Here is a 15673-nt window from a genome sequence, read left to right as displayed (position 1 = left end):
GAGGTCAGTTCGCCTTCATCAGCGTGGACCCGAGATAATCGTCCTCGTCCTTCACACCGGGCAGCACGAAGAAGTAGCCGCCGCCGATGGGTGCGATGTACGGGGCGAACGCCTCGTGTTCCAGCCGCTTCTGCACGGTGGCGAACTGCCGCTCGATGTCCTGCTGATAGCAGCAGAACATCAGCCCGATGGCCATCTTCCCGTCGTTGTCGAACCCTTCGTCGTAGTTGTAACTACGGCGGTAGATACGGGAGTCGGCGGTTTCCTTGGTCCGCGGATTGGCGAGCCGGATATGCGCGTCCAGCGGAATGATCCTGCCGTGCGGATCCTTGCGGTAGTTCGGCTTGTCCGTCTCCTCGTCCCCGTCCAGCGGGGCCCCGCTCGACTTGTGCCGCCCGAAGATCTTCTCCTGCTTGGTGACGGGCACCTGGTCCCAGGTCTCCATGTCGAGGCGGATCATGCGCATCACCTGATAGCAGCCGCCCAGCGCCCAGTCCGGCTCGCCGGACTCCTCCGTCACCCACATCAGCTCGTCCATCATCTTCTCCGAGGTGATGTCCGGGTTCTCGATCCCGTCCTTGAAGCCGACGAAGGTGCGCGGGTGGGTCCCCACCGGCCGCGGCGGATTGAGGTAGGCGTCCGTCCGCCAGCGCGGCCGGAACAGTCCGTTGGCCTCCCGCAACAGGTCGCGCATGACGTGGTTGCAGGCGTCCGGATGGTCCGCGCAGATCTGCAGCGACAGATCGCCGTGGCAGCGCGCCGGATTCAGCTGGTCGTTGGGGAACGACGGCATCGCCTTCAGATGCCGAGGCCGGTGCGCGGAGAGTTCGAACCGGTCGTCGAAGAGCGACGCGCCCACGCCGAGGGTGATGGTGAGCAGGTCCTCCGTGGGCGTTACTTCATCCTCCTCGGTGAAGTGCTTGTGCTTGTCCTTCCCCACCCCACCCATGATCTTGCGGGACCGCTTGGTGATCTTCTTGAACAGCTCTTCGAGCTCCTTGCGGTCCCGCGCCAGCACATCCAACCCGAGGAACATCGCGTGGAGTTGCTGTTCCTTCGGTTTGATGATGCCGGTCTGGTGCTTCCCGTGGAACGGAATCCTCCTGGGGGGTCTCCTGTCGTAGGGGGCGCTGCCCCCGCTCCTGTCCGGCGGTGCGGCATACGCCTCCCCGCCGAGACTCCCGGCGGCCGCGGCCCCCGCGATCCCCGCCGCGCACTTGAGAAATCCGCGGCGCCCTTCGTCCTCCGCCAGAGCACGGGCTTCGTCAGTCAGATCACCTGTCATCGTTCTGCCATCCCTGCCTGCGTCATCCGGTACCGGTTCCTCGCACTTACCTGGGCTGTGTCACATTCCTGCGCGATCGTTTCTGCCGTGACGCCAGGGCCATGGCCGACACGTCGTCGGACCGCCCGATATCACGCGTCAGGGCGCAGGGGACTCCACCAATCGGCCCCGGACGGGGACCGCCGAGCGCGCACGGACCTGCCACGGATGGCGCAGACGGACCGGGGCTGCACGCGACACCGCCCTCCCGCGCTCCTATCGTCGGGCCTGTGACCTGCCCGAACACCGCATGCGCGGAGGCCCTGAGCAACCGTCACACCTCGTCGCACCGTCCGTCCCCGTCAAGCCCATGGACCCCCACATGAGCAGCTTCGACTCCGTCTCCGTCCCCGCGCTTCCGGATGTCCCGCTGCGTATCGACCGGGGCAGCGCCGAGCCCGAGGAACTCGCCGCGATCGCCGTCGTTCTGTGCGTCGCCCATCTTGTCCTGGCCGGCGCCGACTACCAGCACCGCCGCAAGCGCCCCGTCGCACACGACATGAGGTGCCACACGGTCCGCACCGCCTGCTGGTCCGGCTGCTGGAGATGCGCCTGAGGCCTGAGGTCTGAGGCTGCCGGGTCGGCCGCCCGGCCCGGCACGGCCGTGCGCCCGTCCCGTCGTCAAGCGGGAGTCAAACCGCGGAAATATGATGTGGGAAGGGCGGGTTCCCCAGGTCAGGAGGACGGAACGGAAACGCTGCGTGGAGCGCCCCCCCGCAGTGGCCCAAGAACCGATGCAGCTTGGAGCGGTCCATGCTTCGGCGTCGTCCCCCGCGGTCGGCGAGCGCCGACGACCTGCTGACCACGCTCGGGCGGCTGACCGCTCAGGCGCGGGAAGGAGCCGAGCTCCAGCAGGCGCGGGTGGAACTCGCCGAGGCGCTGCAGCGCGAGATGCTGCCGGCGACGTTGCCGGAAGCTCCGGGGCTGCGGACCGCCGCCACCTACGCGCCCGCCCGGCACGGCCTGGACATCGGCGGCGACTGGTTCGACGGCTTCCCGCTGCCGGACGGCGCGCTCGCGTTCTGCGTCGGCGATGTGGAGGGCCACGATGTCGAGGCGGCGGCCTTCATGGGCCAGGTCCGCATCGGGCTGCGCGCCGTGGCCGTCGGCGTCGCCGACCCGGGGGAGGTGCTCAGCCGCGCCAACGACCTGCTCCTCTCAGTGGACTGCGGCCTCTTCGCGACCTGCACCTTCCTCCGCTTCGACCCGGAGACCTGGGAGCTGAGCAGCGCCCGCGCCGGCCACGTACCCGGTATCTGGGCCACCACCGACGGCCGGTTCGGCCTCGCCGAGGACGCCGGGGGCCTGCCGCTGGGCGTCCTGCCGGGGGAGTCGTACCCGGTGACCCGCCGCAGGCTGACCAAGGCGGGAGCGTTCGTGCTGCTCACCGACGGGGTGATCGAGGGCCCGTCGTTCCCGATCGAGGTGGGGCTGGCCAAGGCGGCCCGGCTGGTCAGCGACCGGGCGGACGCCGATCCGGCCGAGGTGGCCGCCGGGGTGATGAGCGTGGCCGAGTACACCGGCCACCAGGACGACGCCGCGGTGATCGTGCTGTGCTACGACGCCGCCGAGGACAGGCCCGGGTGAAGCGCGGACGCGGCAGCGCGTGTCGTGGCCGGCACCGGGACAGCGGCGTAGTCTGATGGCTGACGTGGTGCGCACCGAGGAGTTCCGGCGTCTCGCTGCAGCGGTCCTGAAGATCCTCGCCTTCGCCGCCGTCTACTTCGCGTCCGCAAAGGTCGGCCTGCTGCAGCAGGTGATGATCGGGGGCGCGGTGGTCACACCCCTGTGGCCGCCGACGGGCATTGCCTTGAGCTGCCTGCTCTACCTGGGCCTGTGGACCTGGCCGGGCATCGCCGTCGGAACGCTCCTCGTCGTCTGGTCGCTCGGCCCGCTCGACGCCGGCGTCCTGGGGATCATGGCCGGTAACACCCTCGGGCCGGTGTGCTCCTACCTGATGCTGCGCCGCATCGGCTTCCACGTCGCGATGGACCGGCTGCGTGACGGGGTGGCGCTGGTGGCCCTGGGCGCCTTCGCCGGGATGCTGGTCAGCGCGACGGGAGGCGGCCTGACCCTGCTGGTCACGGACTCCTTGCCGCCGGGCGGCTTCTGGCCGGCGTGGGTGTCGTGGTGGGTGGGCGACGCGATGGGGGTGCTGGTGGTCACCCCGCTGCTGCTCGCCTTCCGGCGCTTCCGGCTGCCCCGGGACGTCCGCCCCCACCGGTGGTTCGAGGCGGCGGCCCTGGCGGCCGCCACCGTCGTCGTCTCCGTCCTGACGACCACGAACTCCCTCTCCCTGCTGTTCCTGGTCTTCCCGCTGATCGTGTGGGCGGCCCTGCGCTTCCAGCTGGCGGGAGCGGCGCCCTGCGTCCTGGTGCTGTCCGTGCTGGCGATCACGGCGGCGACCGCGCAGACCGGGCCGTTCAGCCGGCACTCCCACTTACAGGCCATGGTCAATCTCCAGGCCCTCAACGGGTCCGCGGCACTGACCGCGCTGCTGCTGTCGGCGATCGTCACCGAGCAGAAGAGCATCCGGCAGAAGATCGAACAGGTCTGCCTGGACCTGTCCGAGGTGGTGGACCGTCTCGCCCCGGGGGAGAGCGGGCGCCGGTGGCCACCCGAGGGCGACGAGCAGTGATGACGCCCGCACCCCCCTCAGCCGCCCAGCATCGGGCTCCCGTGATGTCCGCGATGACCTGCCCACCCCGGGCCCCTCAGCCGCCCAGCAGCTCCCCCAGGTCGTAGCCGACCGGCTCCTCCAGCTGGGCGTAGGTGCAGCTCTCCGGCGTACGGTCGGGGCGCCAGCGACGGAACTGGGCCGTGTGACGGAATCTGCTGCCCTCCATGTGGTCGTACGCCACCTCGCACACCCGCTCCGGGCGCAGGGGCACCCACGACAGATCCTTGCCGCCGCTCCATCGGCTGGGTCCCCCGGGCATCCGCCGGTCCGCGTGGGCCGCCTCGTCGGTCCAGGCCCCCCAGGGGTGGTCCGCGACCTCGTCCATCCGCAGCGGCGCCAGCTCCTCCACCAGCCGGCGCCGCTCGGCCATGGGGAACGCGGCACAGACCCCGACGTGCTGGAGATGCCCGGCGCTGTCGTGCAGCCCCAGCAGCAGCGAGCCGACCACCGGTCCGCTCTTGTGCAGCCGATAGCCCGCGACGACGCAGTCCGCGGTGCGGGCGTGCTTGATCTTGAACATGGCACGGTCACCGGGCCGGTAGGGCAGATCCAGCGGCTTCGCGACGACACCGTCCAGGCCCGCACCCTCGAACTGGGTGAACCAGGTCCGGGCCAGCTCCAGATCCGTGGTGGCGGGCGCGGTGTGGACCGGCGCACGGGCCGGCCCGAGCGCCTCCAAAAGCGCTTCCCGCCGCCCCGACTGCGGTTCGTCCATCAGCGACCGCGAGCCGAGAGCCAGCAGATCGAAGGCGACGAACGAGGCGGGCGTCCGCTCGGCGAGCGTCCGGACCCGCGAGTCCGCCGGATGAATGCGCTCCAGCAGCTCCTCGAAGTGCAGCCGGCCGTCATGGGCGATGACGATCTCGCCGTCGACGACGCACCGCGGCGGCAGCTCGGCCCGTACGGCGGCGAGCACCTCGGGAAAGTAGCGGTTGAGGGACTTCGTCGTACGACTGGCGATCTCGATGTCGGTGCCGTCCCGGAAGACGATCACACGGAATCCGTCCCACTTGGCCTCGTACTGCATACCGGCGGGAATCCTGTTCACCAGCCGGGCGAGCATGGGGGAGACCGGGGGCATGACAGGCAGATCCATGGTCCCGATCCTGCGCCCTCGCCCCGCTTCCCGCGCGCGGGGAAAGCTCCGCCGCGCGCCAGGGCCGTACGGAATCTAGCGTGGACCTATGGCCGCCGCAGGAGCTGTCGAGCTGGACGTCGCCGGGCGCACGGTGCGTGTGTCGAACCCCGACAAGACGTATTACCCGGAGCGCGGTTTCACCAAGCTGGACGTGGCCCACTACTACCTCTCGGTCGTGGAGGGCGTGCTGCGCGGCCTGCGGAACCGGCCCACCACCATGCAGCGCTTCCCCGACGGCGTCGACGGTGAGTCCTTCTACCAAAAGCGGGCGCCGAAAGGGCTGCCGGAGTGGCTGCCCACGGCCCGTATCGCCTTCCCCAGTGGACGGTTCGCCGACGAGATCTGCCCGACCGAACCGGCCGCGGTGATCTGGGCGGCCAACCTCGGCTGTCTGACCTTCCACCCCTGGCCGGTCCGCCGCGATGACACCGATCACCCCGACGAACTGCGCATCGACCTCGATCCGCAGCCCGGCACGGACTTCGCGGACGCCGTCCGGGTCGCGTACGAGCTGCGCGAACTACTGGCGGAGCACGGGCTGCGCGGCTGGCCCAAGACCTCCGGCGGGCGCGGGGTGCACGTCTATGTGCCGATCCGCACCGGCTGGACCTTCACCGAGGTCAGACGCGCGGCGATCGCGCTGGCCAGGGCGATGGAACGGCGGATGCCGGACCTGGTGACCGCGGCCTGGTGGAAGGAGGAACGCGGCGCCAAGGTCTTTGTGGACTACAACCAGATGGCCCGCGACCGGACCATCGCGTCGCCCTACTCCCTGCGCGCCAGTTCCCGGGCGACCGTCTCCACCCCACTGCGCTGGGAGGAGCTGGCCGACGCCGCACCGGAGGACTGCGACCTGCGTACCGTCCCGCCGCGCTTCGCCGAACTCGGCGACGTACACGCGGACATGGGCGACCACGCCTTCGGCCTCGGATCCGTGCTCGAACTCGCCGACCGCCAGGCGGCGGACGAGGGACTGGGGGATCTGCCGTATCCGCCGGACCACCCGAAGATGCCGGGCGAGCCGTCCCGGGTCCAGCCGAGCCGGGCCCGCAAACGCTGAGACGACCGGCGGGCGGCGGCCGCGCACGGCGGGCACGCCATCCCTGTTGCTGCGGGCGGCGGATTGTTCCGCACCCCAGGGTGGATATCCCTATTGGCTGCAGAAAGTTCTGGTTTTGCGCGGTATGGATTCCGCGTCCGATTCCTGCCCAACCAGGAGAAAGCAATGCGCAAGATCATAGGCCGTACCATGGCCGCCGCGGCCCTCGCCGCGGCAGCCATCGTCCCGCTCGGCGGTATGGCGGAGGCTGCTCCCAAGGCCCCGGTCGCGTCCCACGACGACGGCCACGGCCATCACGGCAAGCACTACAAGAAGACGAAGCACAAGCACCGCAGCCACTGCTTCCACTACCACGGCGATGGTCACGGCCACCACCATGGTGACCACCACGGGCACCACCATGGTGACCACCACGGGCACCACCATGGTCATCACCACGGGCACCATCACCACCACTACGGCCATGGTCACGGTCACCACCACGGCCACGGTTACGGCTATGGCCGCGCCGGGGGCCTGGGTGGCGCCCTGGGCATCTTCTAACAGCCATCACCCGAGACGGGCCGCCGCGGCGCACCACCCGCGACGGCCCGTCGCTCCGCGTGCGGCGGGTGGCCGTCCCCCCTCAACGGGCTACGGCGCGGCGAAGCGACGCCGTAGCTCCTTCTTGTCCGGCTTCCCCGCATCCGTCAGCGGCAGCGCGTCGACGAACGACACTGCGGCCGGTTCGTACATCGGCCCGCGCGCCTCGCGCACCATGGCACGGAGCTGCTCGCCGTCGACTCCGCTGCCGGGTACCGGCACCACCACGGCGTACACCTGCTCCATGTGGTCCGCGTCGCGGACACCGAAGACGGCGCTCTGCAGGACCTGCGGGTGCGAGTTCAGCAGGTCCTCCAGTTCGGTGGTGTAGACATGGCCGCCGACCACGATGATCATGTCCTTGAGCCGGTCGACGATGGTCAAGTAGCCCTCGTCGTCGAGGAATCCGATGTCCCCGGTGTGCAGCCAGCCGCCCCGCAGCACCTCGGCGGTCAGCTCGGGCTGCTTCCAGTACCTCAGCATGGTCATGCCCGAGCGCACACAGATCTCGCCGTGCTCGCCCGGCGGCAGATCACGGCCCGACGCGTCGCGGATCGCCACCTCGACATCCGGCAGCGCCTTCCCCGCGGACCGCAGCCGGTCCGGACGGTTCAGATCGTGGTCCTCCGCGGTGAGCACGCTGATCCCGCCGGCCTCGTTCTGCCCGTAGCCCTGGAACAGCACCGGGCCGAAGGCCCGTACCGCGTCGGCTATCCGGGCCGGGGACGCCTGGCAGCCGGCGTACGTCAGATTGCGCAGGCTGGAGGTGTCGGTGCGCCCCGCGTCCGGATGGTCCATCAGCCGGTAGAGCAGCGGCGGCAGCAGGAACAGATCGGTGATGCGCTCGCGTTCGATGGCGGCGAGCACGGCCCGCGGGTCGAAGTCGTCGAGCAGGACGACCGAGCCGCCCTCGCTCAGGGTGTGGTCGGCGAGCATTCCGGCGACGTGCGCGAGAGTGGTGCAGACCAGCTGCCGCCGCTCCCCGGGCGGTTCCTCGGGCACCGTGCCCTGGAACCAGCCCACCCCGTGCGCGAAGGTGGTGCAGACGGCTTTGGGGCGGCCGGTGGTGCCGCCGGTGTGCCGGATGCTGCACACATCGTCCGGCCTGGCCTCGCCGGCGAAGGGCTCGGCGCTTTGCCCGGCGGCCAGCGCCAGCAGATCGGTGCCCGCCTCCGCGGGGCCGAGCGCCAGGATGTCCGGCACCGGGGCGAGTTCGGTGACCTGGGCGGCCTGTTCCGCGTAGCGCGGGTCGACGATCAGGGCGCGCGTCTCGACATCGCGGACGATGGCGGCCTGGGCCTTGGCGGAGAGCTTGTTGTAGAGGTGGTTGACGCGGCAGCCGATCAGATTCGCCGCGTAGCGCGCGGCGAGGGTCTCCGGCAGGTTGCCGCTCAGCAGGCTGACGGTCACTCCCCGTCCGACGCCCTGGGCGCGTAGTGCTCGCGCCATCCGGTAGACCAGGTCACGGAACTCGCCCGCCGTCATCCGCCGGCCGCCATGGACGAGGGTCTCGCGCTCCGGGGCGAGACTCAGCGCGTCGAGGTTCTCCTCGACGTACGAGCGGAAGGGCTGTGCAGACATCTGCGTCAAGCCATGAAGACAGGTTAATTAGTTGCTAGAGGTAACTAGCACTGTGGAGGGGCCTAGCGACCGTGCGGCGGCGGCGCCGTCGCCGCCGCCGATCGTCTCCCCCAAGACCCAAGTGTGACGGCTCCGTACGGGCGTTGCATGTCGTACGGGTCGGGGCCGGCTCCGTCAAAGGGCGTGACGGCACACGCGCCATGAAATCCTCCGTCTTCTCCGTACGTGCCATGGAAAAATGATCTCCTGGGGATCCGACTCTCCCTGCGGGCCCGTCCCGTCTGGAGGGATGATGGAGGGCAGCTGAGCAGAGCACGGCGAGAAACGGCCGGTGCACGGAAGCACCACGGCTGCCGGTCCTGGTGGCCGGCGGAAGGAGTGCTGGATGGGTGCGTCCGACGCGTTCCCGGACGACGTCGCCTCGGTCGGCGCGGCCCCGTCCGAGCCCGGTGGCCTGCTGGACGTGCTGGGCGTGGCGGCGGTGATGCTGGACGCGCACGGGCGGATCACGCTGTGGAGTCCGCAGGCCGAGGAGCTGTTCGGCTGGACCGCACGGGAGGCGCTCGGCCGGTCCGCCGCGCACCTGATGGTGGCACCGGAGAACCTCGACCTGGTCCTGAACCTCTTCTCCCAGGTCATGTCGAGCGGCAAGAGCTGGGCAGGGGTCTTCCCCGTACGGCACAAGGACGGCAGCACCCGGCTGGTGGAGTTCCGCAACATGCGGCTGCTGGACGAGCGCGGGGACACCTACGCCCTGGGCATCGCCACCGATCAGGCGGTCCTGCGGCGGGTGGAGCGGGACCTGGCGCTGTCGGTCCGGCTGGTGGCCCAGTCGCCGATCGGGCTCGCCGTCCTCGACACCGAACTGCGGTTCGTGATGGTCAACCCGGCGCTGGAGCGCATCAACGACATGCCGGCCGAGCAGCACATCGGCCGCCATGTCGCCGACGCCCTGCGGTTCCTGGACACCGACACCATCGTGGCCACGATGCATGAGGTCCTCGCCAGCGGAACGCCGCAGCTGGACCAGTTCACCGTCGGCCGCACCGCCGCCGACCCCGGCACCGACCACGCCTGGTCGGTGTCGTACTACCGGCTGGAGGACCCCAACGCCCGGGTCCTGGGCCTGGCGACCTCCGTCGTCGATGTCACCGAGCAGCACCGGGCCGCCACCGAAGCCGCCCGCGCCCGGCGGCGCCTGGCCCTCATCGCCGACGCCTCCGCGACCGTCGGCACCACCCTCGACGTCGACCAGACGGCCCATGAACTCGCCGATGTCGTCGTGCCCGAGCTGGCCGACCTGGCCGCCGTGGATGTCCTCGACGCCGTCCTGGACAACCGGCGGCCGACCACCCTCGCCCCCGGCGGACCGGCCCGCTTCCGGGCGCTGGCGGTCTCCGCGGCCTACTCCACCGACGCCGTCCGCGCCGCCGATCCCACCGGGCAGATCGCCTCGTACGACGCCGACCGGCTCATCACCCAGTGCGTGACCGAGGCCCGCCCGGTCCTGGTCGCCGAGGTGACCGACAAGGACCTGCCGCGGATCGCCGCCGGCCCGGATGGCGCCGCGTTCCTCGGGCAGGCCGGACTGCACTCCTACTTGGCGGTGCCGCTGATCGCCCGCGGCGAGGTCCTCGGCGCGCTGTCGCTGTACCGCGTGCGCAACCCGCTGCCGTTCGACGAGGACGACGCCGTGCTCGCCGTCGAACTGGCCGCCCGCGCCGCGGTCTGCATCGACAACGCCCGCTCGTACCAGAGCGAACGCCGCACCGCGCTGACCCTCCAGCGGCACCTGATGAACCACCGGCCGCGCCAGCCCATGGGCATGGAGATCGCCTACCGCTACCAGCCCGCGCTGGCGGCCAGCGAGGTCGGCGGCGACTGGTTCGACGCCATCCCGGTGGCCGACGACAAGACCGCGCTGGTGGTCGGCGACGTCATGGGCAGCGGGATCAACGCCGCGGCCACAATGGGCCAACTGCGCACCACCACCCGGGCGCTGGCCGACCTCGACCTGGATCCCGACGAGGTGCTCCGGCATCTCGACCACATCGCCGCGGGGCTCGATCCGGCCTTCGCCACCTGCCTGTACGCCGTGTACGACCCGCACCGCGCGCAGTGCCGTATCGCCGTCGCAGGGCATCTGCCGCCCGTCCTGGTCCGGCCCGGCCAGGCTCCCGAACTGCTCGATCTGCCCACCGGCGCCCCGCTCGGCGTCGGCGGCGTCCGCTTCGAGCAGACCACCGTGCCGCTGCGCGACGGCGACCAACTGGTGCTCTACACCGACGGGCTCATCGAAACCCGTGACCAGTCCATCGACATCCGGCTGGACACCCTGCTCGGCCTGCTCGCCGAGCCTGAACGTCCGTTGGAAGACCTCTGCGACCACCTTCTGGGTGCCTTGCGCTCACACCACGGGCATGACGATGTGGCGCTGCTGATCGCTCGGGTCCGGGGAGAGGGAGCCTGACGGGGGCGGCTCGGCCCGCGACGCCGCCTGGCCGACTTCCGTCAACCGTGTGCCGTCCCACGTCGGCAGGCGCTTCGGCTCTCCCTGGGCGGCCACCCTTGCCGTGGGCGTCCCGGGCGGGGCGCTGTGCTTCGTCACTCTCACTCTCGACACGCTGAGCGGTGTCATCGTCGCGGCGGCCGCGTACCGACCGGGGGCGCGGCCGCTCCGCAAGCCGCCCCGCACAACGCAACGGCCCGGTGGCCGTCTCTCCAGGGGACAGGTCACCGGGCCGCCGTGCGTCGAGTCCCTACTCGGCGGCCGGCCGGGAGAGCGCGACCGCGTCCAGCAGGAGGCAGACATGGTCGACGGCGTCCCGCCCGTCGCGGCTGTCGGCGAGGTGCGGCGCGTCCAGGAGCCCGGCGGTCCAGCGCAGCAGACGGAGCAGACCGTCGCTTGCCCCGGCCACCGATTCCTCGGGGGAGAGGACGGACCGGATTCGCTCGCCCGAGAGCGGCCGGCCCGTTTCGAGATGGCGGAACAGGGCCTCGGCGGCACGCCGGTCGGTACCGTTCGGCTGCCATACCCCGAGCGCGTGGCGGTCGATGAGCGCGGTCGCCTGGGCACGGATGGCCTCAGGTCGGATCTCATCCGATACGTGCATCCCACGAACGTCTCATACCGGCTCGCCGTCCCGTTGAGCCGGATCCGGGGCCCCGCTGCCGCCTCGACACCGGCTCCAATCCGCCCGCGTACCGGCCTGACCAGGCACATCGAGCCGGACGCCGGGGCTGCCCCGACGAGTTGACCATGGTCGTGCCGCCGTCGTCCCTGTGGCGAGAGTTACACGCGCCGGTGTGCGCTACCGGATGGAACGGCATAAATGTCCATCAGATCCTCTTATGTCAGGTGAAAAAACGAACACACGCCGCCAGGAACCTACCCGCTGGTTTGTCAGCCCCCTGGTGTCCTGGCCAGGTCTACGGGACGATCGGACCGCAGATCGATCTGAAGCCCCGGCGGCCGCCACGCTTCGCATCGCGTGGCTCGCCCACCGTATGCGGGGAGGTGTAAAAAGAGGGCATGGCCGGACGCTACGGCCGCCCGCGTTCGGTTCTGAGGATGCGAACTGTCGCAGGTCAGGTCCTTCTCCTGCAGGTGGCGATCGTGGTGCTGCTGGTCGCCGCCGCCATGACCGCGCTCGTGCTGCAGTCCCGGACCGACGCGGAACGCGAGGCCACCAACAGATCGGTCGCCGTGGCCGAAACCTTCGCCAAAGGCCCGGGCATCCAAAAAGCCCTCCGGAGCCAGCACCCGACCACGCTCCTGCAGCCGCTGGCCGAAGAGGCCCGGAAACGCTCCGAGGTCGACTTCATCGTCGTGATGAAGCCCGACGGCACCCGCTACACCCATCCGAAGCCCGACCGGATCGGCGAGAAATTCGTCGGCACCACGGGGCCCGCGCTGGCCGGCGGCGTCGTCACCGAGAAGATCGTCGGAACCATGGGGCCCCTGGTCCAGGCCGTGGTCCCGGTCTTCGACCAGGACGGCCGGGTCATCGGGCTGGTCTCCGCCGGCATCACCGTCGCCCGGGTGAGCGGAGTCGTCGACGACCAGTTCCCGCTGCTGTTCGGCGTTGCCGCGGCCGTGCTGCTCCTCACCACCGGCGGCACCGCGTTCGTCAGCAGAAGACTGCGCCGCCAGACCCACGGCCTCGGCCCAGCCGAGATGACCAGGATGTACGAGCACCACGACGCCGTCCTGCACGCCGTGCGGGAGGGCGTGATCATCGTCGGCGACGACGGGCGCCTGCTGCTGGCCAACGACGAAGCGCACCGGTTGCTCGCACTGCCGGCCGATGTGGAGGGACGCGCGGTCGCCGACCTCGGACTCGACCCGGCAACCGCCCGGCTGCTGGTCTCGGGGCGAATGGTGACCGACGAGGTGCACCTCGTCGGAGAGCGGCTGCTCGCCGTCAACCAGCGGTCGACGGACCGGGACGGCGGACCGCCCGGCAGCGTCACCACCCTCCGCGACACCACCGAACTGCGGGCGCTCACCGGCCGGGCCGATGTGGCCCGCAGACGGCTGAAGCTGCTGTACGACGCCGGTACGGAGATCGGTACCACCCTCGATGTGGCGCGCACCTGCGAGGAACTGGCCGAGTTCGCCGCCGCCCGCTTCGCCGATATCGTCTCCGTCGACCTGGCCGAGGTGGTGCTGCGCGGCGAGGAGCCGGCCGCCTCCGCCGTGGGCATAGACATGCGGCGCACGGCCGTCTCCGGCGACCCGGGCCAGACTGCCTTCTACCCGCTCGGCAAACTTTTCCGCTTTGAACCGTCGACCCAGGTGGGCGGTGCTCTCGCCGACGGCCGGGCGGTGCTGGAGGCCGATCTGGCCGAGTTCTCCGGCTGGCACCGGCAGGACCCCGAGCGGGCCAGGCGGCTGGTCGCGGATGGCATCCACTCCATGATCGCGGTTCCGCTGCGGGCCCGTGGCGTCATTCTGGGCGTGGCCCTCTTCTGGCGCTCGGCGGCGACCCCCGAGCCGTTCGAGGAGGAGGACCTCTCCCTCGCCGAGGAACTGGTCGCCCGCGCCGCGGTGAGCGTCGACAACGCCCGCCGCTACTCCCGCGAGCACTCCATGGCGGTGACGTTGCAGCGCAGCCTGCTGCCGCGCGGCCTGCCGGAGCAGAACGCCGTCGAGGCCGCGTACCGGTACCTGCCCGCACAGGCCGGCATGGGCGGGCTCGGCGGTGTCGGCGGCGACTGGTTCGACATCATCCCGCTGCCCGGGGCCCGCGTGGCGCTCGTGGTCGGCGATGTCGTCGGACACGGACTGCACGCCGCCGCGACCATGGGACGGCTGCGTACGGCGGTCCATAACTTCGCCGACCTGGAGCTGCCGCCCGACGAGCTCCTGTGGCACCTCGACGAGCTGGTGACCCGTATAGACCAGGACGAGGCCGCCGACGGCACGGACGGCGGCGTCACCGGCGCCACCTGCCTCTACGCGGTCTACGATCCGGTGTCCGGGCACTGCACCATGGCGCGGGCCGGCCATATCCAGCCGCTGCTCCTGCTGCCGGACGGCACCGCGGAGTTCATCGAGGTGCCCGGCGGCCCGCCGCTCGGGCTGGGCGGTCTGCCGTTCGAGACATGGGACAAGAGCCTGCCCGAGGACAGCCGCCTGGTCCTCTACACGGACGGACTGGTCGAGGACCGGGACCGGGACATCGACGAGGGCATGGCCCTGCTGATCCGTACGCTGGCCGGCCGCACCGACCTGACGGCGGAGGAGACCTGCGAGGCGACGCTCGGCAAGCTGCTGCCCGAGCGCCCGGCCGACGACATCGCCCTGCTCGTCGCCCGCACCCGGATCCTGGACACCACCCAGGTCGCCGACTGGGACGTACCGGTGGACCCGTCGTCCGTCGCCCGCACCAGGGCCGCGGCGCTGGCCCAGCTCGGCGAGTGGGACCTGGCCGACGTGTCCTTCACCACCGAACTGATCCTGAGCGAACTGGTCACCAACGCGATCCGCTACGCCAGCGGCCCCATCCGCGTCCGCCTGATCCACGACCGCTCGCTGATCTGCGAGGTCTCCGACTGCAGCAGCACCTCGCCCCACCTGCGACAGGCCGCCACCACGGACGAGGGCGGCCGGGGCCTGTTCCTCGTCGCCCAGCTGGCGGACCGGTGGGGGACGCGGTACCTGGCCGGCGGCAAGGTGATCTGGACGGAGCAGTCGTTGGTGGCGGAGGGCTTGCCGGGCTAGACGGCGGCTTGGTGGGTCGTGTGGGGTGGGTCGTGTGGGGGTGCGTCACGCTGGTTGTGTGCGTGCTGGCTGCTGGGCGGTGCCGGTCGTGTGTCTCTTGCCGGTTGGGCTTGCCGCCGCTCGGAACCAGCCGATCAGGTGGTGAGCCGCGGGAATACCCCCTGGGCCCCGCCTCGTTGTGGCCTGCAAGGGGCGCGTGCACCCCCTAGGGGATCTGTTCGAGTACCCTTAGGGGTTCGTGATCCCCGTGGCTCAGCGGTGTTCGGGGTTCGGGAAGTCCGAGCGGCAGCCGGCATCCCACGCCGTGCGCTGGTTGCCGTGTGCCGGGATGCCGCCGGCTTGTTTGAGCATCGCCGCCATATGCATCAGGTTCCACGTCATGAACGCCGTGTTGCGGTTGGTGAAGTCGTTCTCCGGACCGCCCGACCCCGGGTCCAGGTACGACGGCCCGGGGCCGGCCTCGCCGATCCAGCCGGCGTCGGCCTGCGGCGGGATGGTGTAGCCGAGGTGCTGCAGGCTGTAGAGCACGTTCATGGAGCAGTGCTTGACGCCGTCCTCGTTGCCGGTGATGAGACAGCCGCCGGCTCGGCCGTAATAGGCGTACTGGCCACGGTCGTTGAGGATGCTGGAGCAGGCGTAGAGCCGCTCGATGACCTGTTTCATCACGGAGCTGTTGTCACCGAGCCAGATCGGGCCGCAGAGCACGAGGATGTCGGCGGCCCGCACCTTCGCATACAGCTCCGGCCATGCGTCGGACTCCCAGCCGTGCTCCGTCATGTCCGGCCAGACCCCGGTGGCGATGTCGTGGTCGATGGCGCGGATCAGCTCGGTGGTGACGCCGTTGCCCGCCATGATGCCGCGGCTCTTGTCGATGAGCCCCTCGGTGTTGCTGGTTTCGGGGGAGCGTTTGAGGGTGCAGTTGATGAACAGGGCGCTCAGGTCGTCGTAGCGGTGTGCCGGGGGCATCGAGGACTCCTTGTGGCGACGCGGCTGCGCCCTCAGCCTGCTGTCACCGGCAGGGGCGGGCCACCTGGACGGCCCGAATGCATGAGCGGTGGGGAGGGGCGCCCGATGTGCCCGAT

12 protein-coding genes and 1 pseudogene are annotated in these 15673 nt (G+C 70.6%); 8 read left to right on the top strand and 5 right to left on the bottom strand.

Annotated features, from left to right (window positions below):
- Positions 1-4: 4 nt before the first annotated feature.
- A complete protein-coding gene (locus K9S39_RS02665; RefSeq protein WP_248861694.1) occupies positions 5-1285 on the bottom strand; it encodes a Dyp-type peroxidase in 1281 nt (426 codons plus the stop codon).
- 361 nt (positions 1286-1646) lie between these two features.
- On the opposite strand from K9S39_RS02665, the gene K9S39_RS02660 reads away from it, so the two are divergent.
- The 3 genes from K9S39_RS02660 to K9S39_RS02650 all read left to right on the top strand — a co-directional run bounded on the left by K9S39_RS02660 (position 1647) and on the right by K9S39_RS02650 (position 3962).
- Complete coding sequence (locus K9S39_RS02660) at positions 1647-1880, top strand: acyl-CoA carboxylase subunit epsilon (RefSeq protein WP_248861693.1); 234 nt, start codon at positions 1647-1649, stop codon at positions 1878-1880.
- A gap of 197 nt (positions 1881-2077) precedes the next feature.
- Positions 2078-2911: a PP2C family protein-serine/threonine phosphatase gene (locus tag K9S39_RS02655; protein ID WP_248861692.1), complete on the top strand. Its 834-nt coding sequence runs from the start codon at positions 2078-2080 to the stop codon at positions 2909-2911.
- Between the two features lie 64 nt (positions 2912-2975).
- A complete protein-coding gene (locus K9S39_RS02650) occupies positions 2976-3962 on the top strand; it encodes an MASE1 domain-containing protein (protein ID WP_248868570.1) in 987 nt (328 codons plus the stop codon).
- A 76-nt stretch (positions 3963-4038) separates the two neighbouring features.
- On the opposite strand, the gene K9S39_RS02645 is transcribed toward K9S39_RS02650, so the two are convergent.
- Positions 4039-5100, bottom strand: a complete 1062-nt coding sequence (locus tag K9S39_RS02645) for an ATP-dependent DNA ligase (RefSeq protein WP_248861691.1) — start codon at positions 5098-5100, stop codon at positions 4039-4041.
- Positions 5101-5188: 88 nt separating this feature from the next.
- Here K9S39_RS02645 and ligD point away from each other — a divergent pair, with 88 nt between their 5' ends.
- Together ligD and K9S39_RS41920 are read left to right on the top strand one after the other, a co-directional pair.
- Positions 5189-6202 carry a non-homologous end-joining DNA ligase gene (gene ligD / locus K9S39_RS02640; protein ID WP_248861690.1) on the top strand — a complete coding sequence of 338 codons (1014 nt, stop codon included), beginning with the start codon at positions 5189-5191 and terminating at the stop codon, positions 6200-6202.
- Positions 6203-6367: 165 nt separating this feature from the next.
- Positions 6368-6745 carry a hypothetical protein gene (locus K9S39_RS41920; protein ID WP_283112181.1) on the top strand — a complete coding sequence of 126 codons (378 nt, stop codon included), beginning with the start codon at positions 6368-6370 and terminating at the stop codon, positions 6743-6745.
- Positions 6746-6835: 90 nt separating this feature from the next.
- Here the strand turns inward: K9S39_RS41920 and K9S39_RS02630 are convergent, their stop codons facing one another.
- Positions 6836-8365, bottom strand: a complete 1530-nt coding sequence (locus K9S39_RS02630) for an AMP-binding protein (protein ID WP_248861689.1) — start codon at positions 8363-8365, stop codon at positions 6836-6838.
- A gap of 385 nt (positions 8366-8750) precedes the next feature.
- Between K9S39_RS02630 and K9S39_RS02625 the strand changes: the two genes are divergently transcribed.
- On the top strand, positions 8751-10835 hold the full coding sequence (locus tag K9S39_RS02625) for a SpoIIE family protein phosphatase (protein ID WP_248861688.1): 2085 nt from the start codon (positions 8751-8753) through the stop codon (positions 10833-10835).
- 10 nt (positions 10836-10845) lie between these two features.
- Positions 10846-11001 (top strand): annotated as a pseudogene (locus K9S39_RS02620) (amino acid permease); the annotation flags it as partial.
- Positions 11002-11124: 123 nt separating this feature from the next.
- Here the strand turns inward: K9S39_RS02620 and K9S39_RS02615 are convergent.
- Entirely contained in the window at positions 11125-11478 is a 354-nt protein-coding gene (locus tag K9S39_RS02615; RefSeq protein ID WP_248861687.1) for a hypothetical protein, read from the bottom strand.
- A 419-nt stretch (positions 11479-11897) separates the two neighbouring features.
- Here K9S39_RS02615 and K9S39_RS02610 point away from each other — a divergent pair, with 419 nt between their 5' ends.
- Positions 11898-14591 carry a SpoIIE family protein phosphatase/ATP-binding protein gene (locus tag K9S39_RS02610; protein WP_248861686.1) on the top strand — a complete coding sequence of 898 codons (2694 nt, stop codon included), beginning with the start codon at positions 11898-11900 and terminating at the stop codon, positions 14589-14591.
- 252 nt (positions 14592-14843) lie between these two features.
- Here the strand turns inward: K9S39_RS02610 and K9S39_RS02605 are convergent, their stop codons facing one another.
- Positions 14844-15557, bottom strand: a complete 714-nt coding sequence (locus K9S39_RS02605; protein ID WP_248861685.1) for a flavodoxin family protein — start codon at positions 15555-15557, stop codon at positions 14844-14846.
- Between the last annotated feature and the right edge of the window lie 116 nt (positions 15558-15673).

Source organism: Streptomyces halobius (assembly GCF_023277745.1).
Lineage (GTDB): Bacteria > Actinomycetota > Actinomycetes > Streptomycetales > Streptomycetaceae > Streptomyces > Streptomyces halobius.
Note: the sequence above shows the minus strand (reverse complement) of the source record. Positions and strands in the feature narration are given on the sequence as shown.

Bases quoted from the DNA above. Each gene is read 5' to 3' on its own strand.
- K9S39_RS02610 (WP_248861686.1), top strand. From the start codon at position 11,898: ATGGCCGGACGCTACGGCCGCCCGCGTTCGGTTCTGAGGATGCGAACT.
- K9S39_RS02625 (WP_248861688.1), top strand. From the start codon at position 8,751: ATGGGTGCGTCCGACGCGTTCCCGGACGACGTCGCCTCGGTCGGCGCG.
- K9S39_RS02665 (WP_248861694.1), bottom strand. From the start codon at position 1,285: ATGACAGGTGATCTGACTGACGAAGCCCGTGCTCTGGCGGAGGACGAA.
- K9S39_RS02655 (WP_248861692.1), top strand. From the start codon at position 2,078: ATGCTTCGGCGTCGTCCCCCGCGGTCGGCGAGCGCCGACGACCTGCTG.
- K9S39_RS02615 (WP_248861687.1), bottom strand. From the start codon at position 11,478: ATGCACGTATCGGATGAGATCCGACCTGAGGCCATCCGTGCCCAGGCG.
- K9S39_RS02605 (WP_248861685.1), bottom strand. From the start codon at position 15,557: ATGCCCCCGGCACACCGCTACGACGACCTGAGCGCCCTGTTCATCAAC.
- K9S39_RS02645 (WP_248861691.1), bottom strand. From the start codon at position 5,100: ATGGATCTGCCTGTCATGCCCCCGGTCTCCCCCATGCTCGCCCGGCTG.
- K9S39_RS41920 (WP_283112181.1), top strand. From the start codon at position 6,368: ATGCGCAAGATCATAGGCCGTACCATGGCCGCCGCGGCCCTCGCCGCG.
- K9S39_RS02630 (WP_248861689.1), bottom strand. From the start codon at position 8,365: ATGTCTGCACAGCCCTTCCGCTCGTACGTCGAGGAGAACCTCGACGCG.
- ligD (WP_248861690.1), top strand. From the start codon at position 5,189: ATGGCCGCCGCAGGAGCTGTCGAGCTGGACGTCGCCGGGCGCACGGTG.
- K9S39_RS02660 (WP_248861693.1), top strand. From the start codon at position 1,647: ATGAGCAGCTTCGACTCCGTCTCCGTCCCCGCGCTTCCGGATGTCCCG.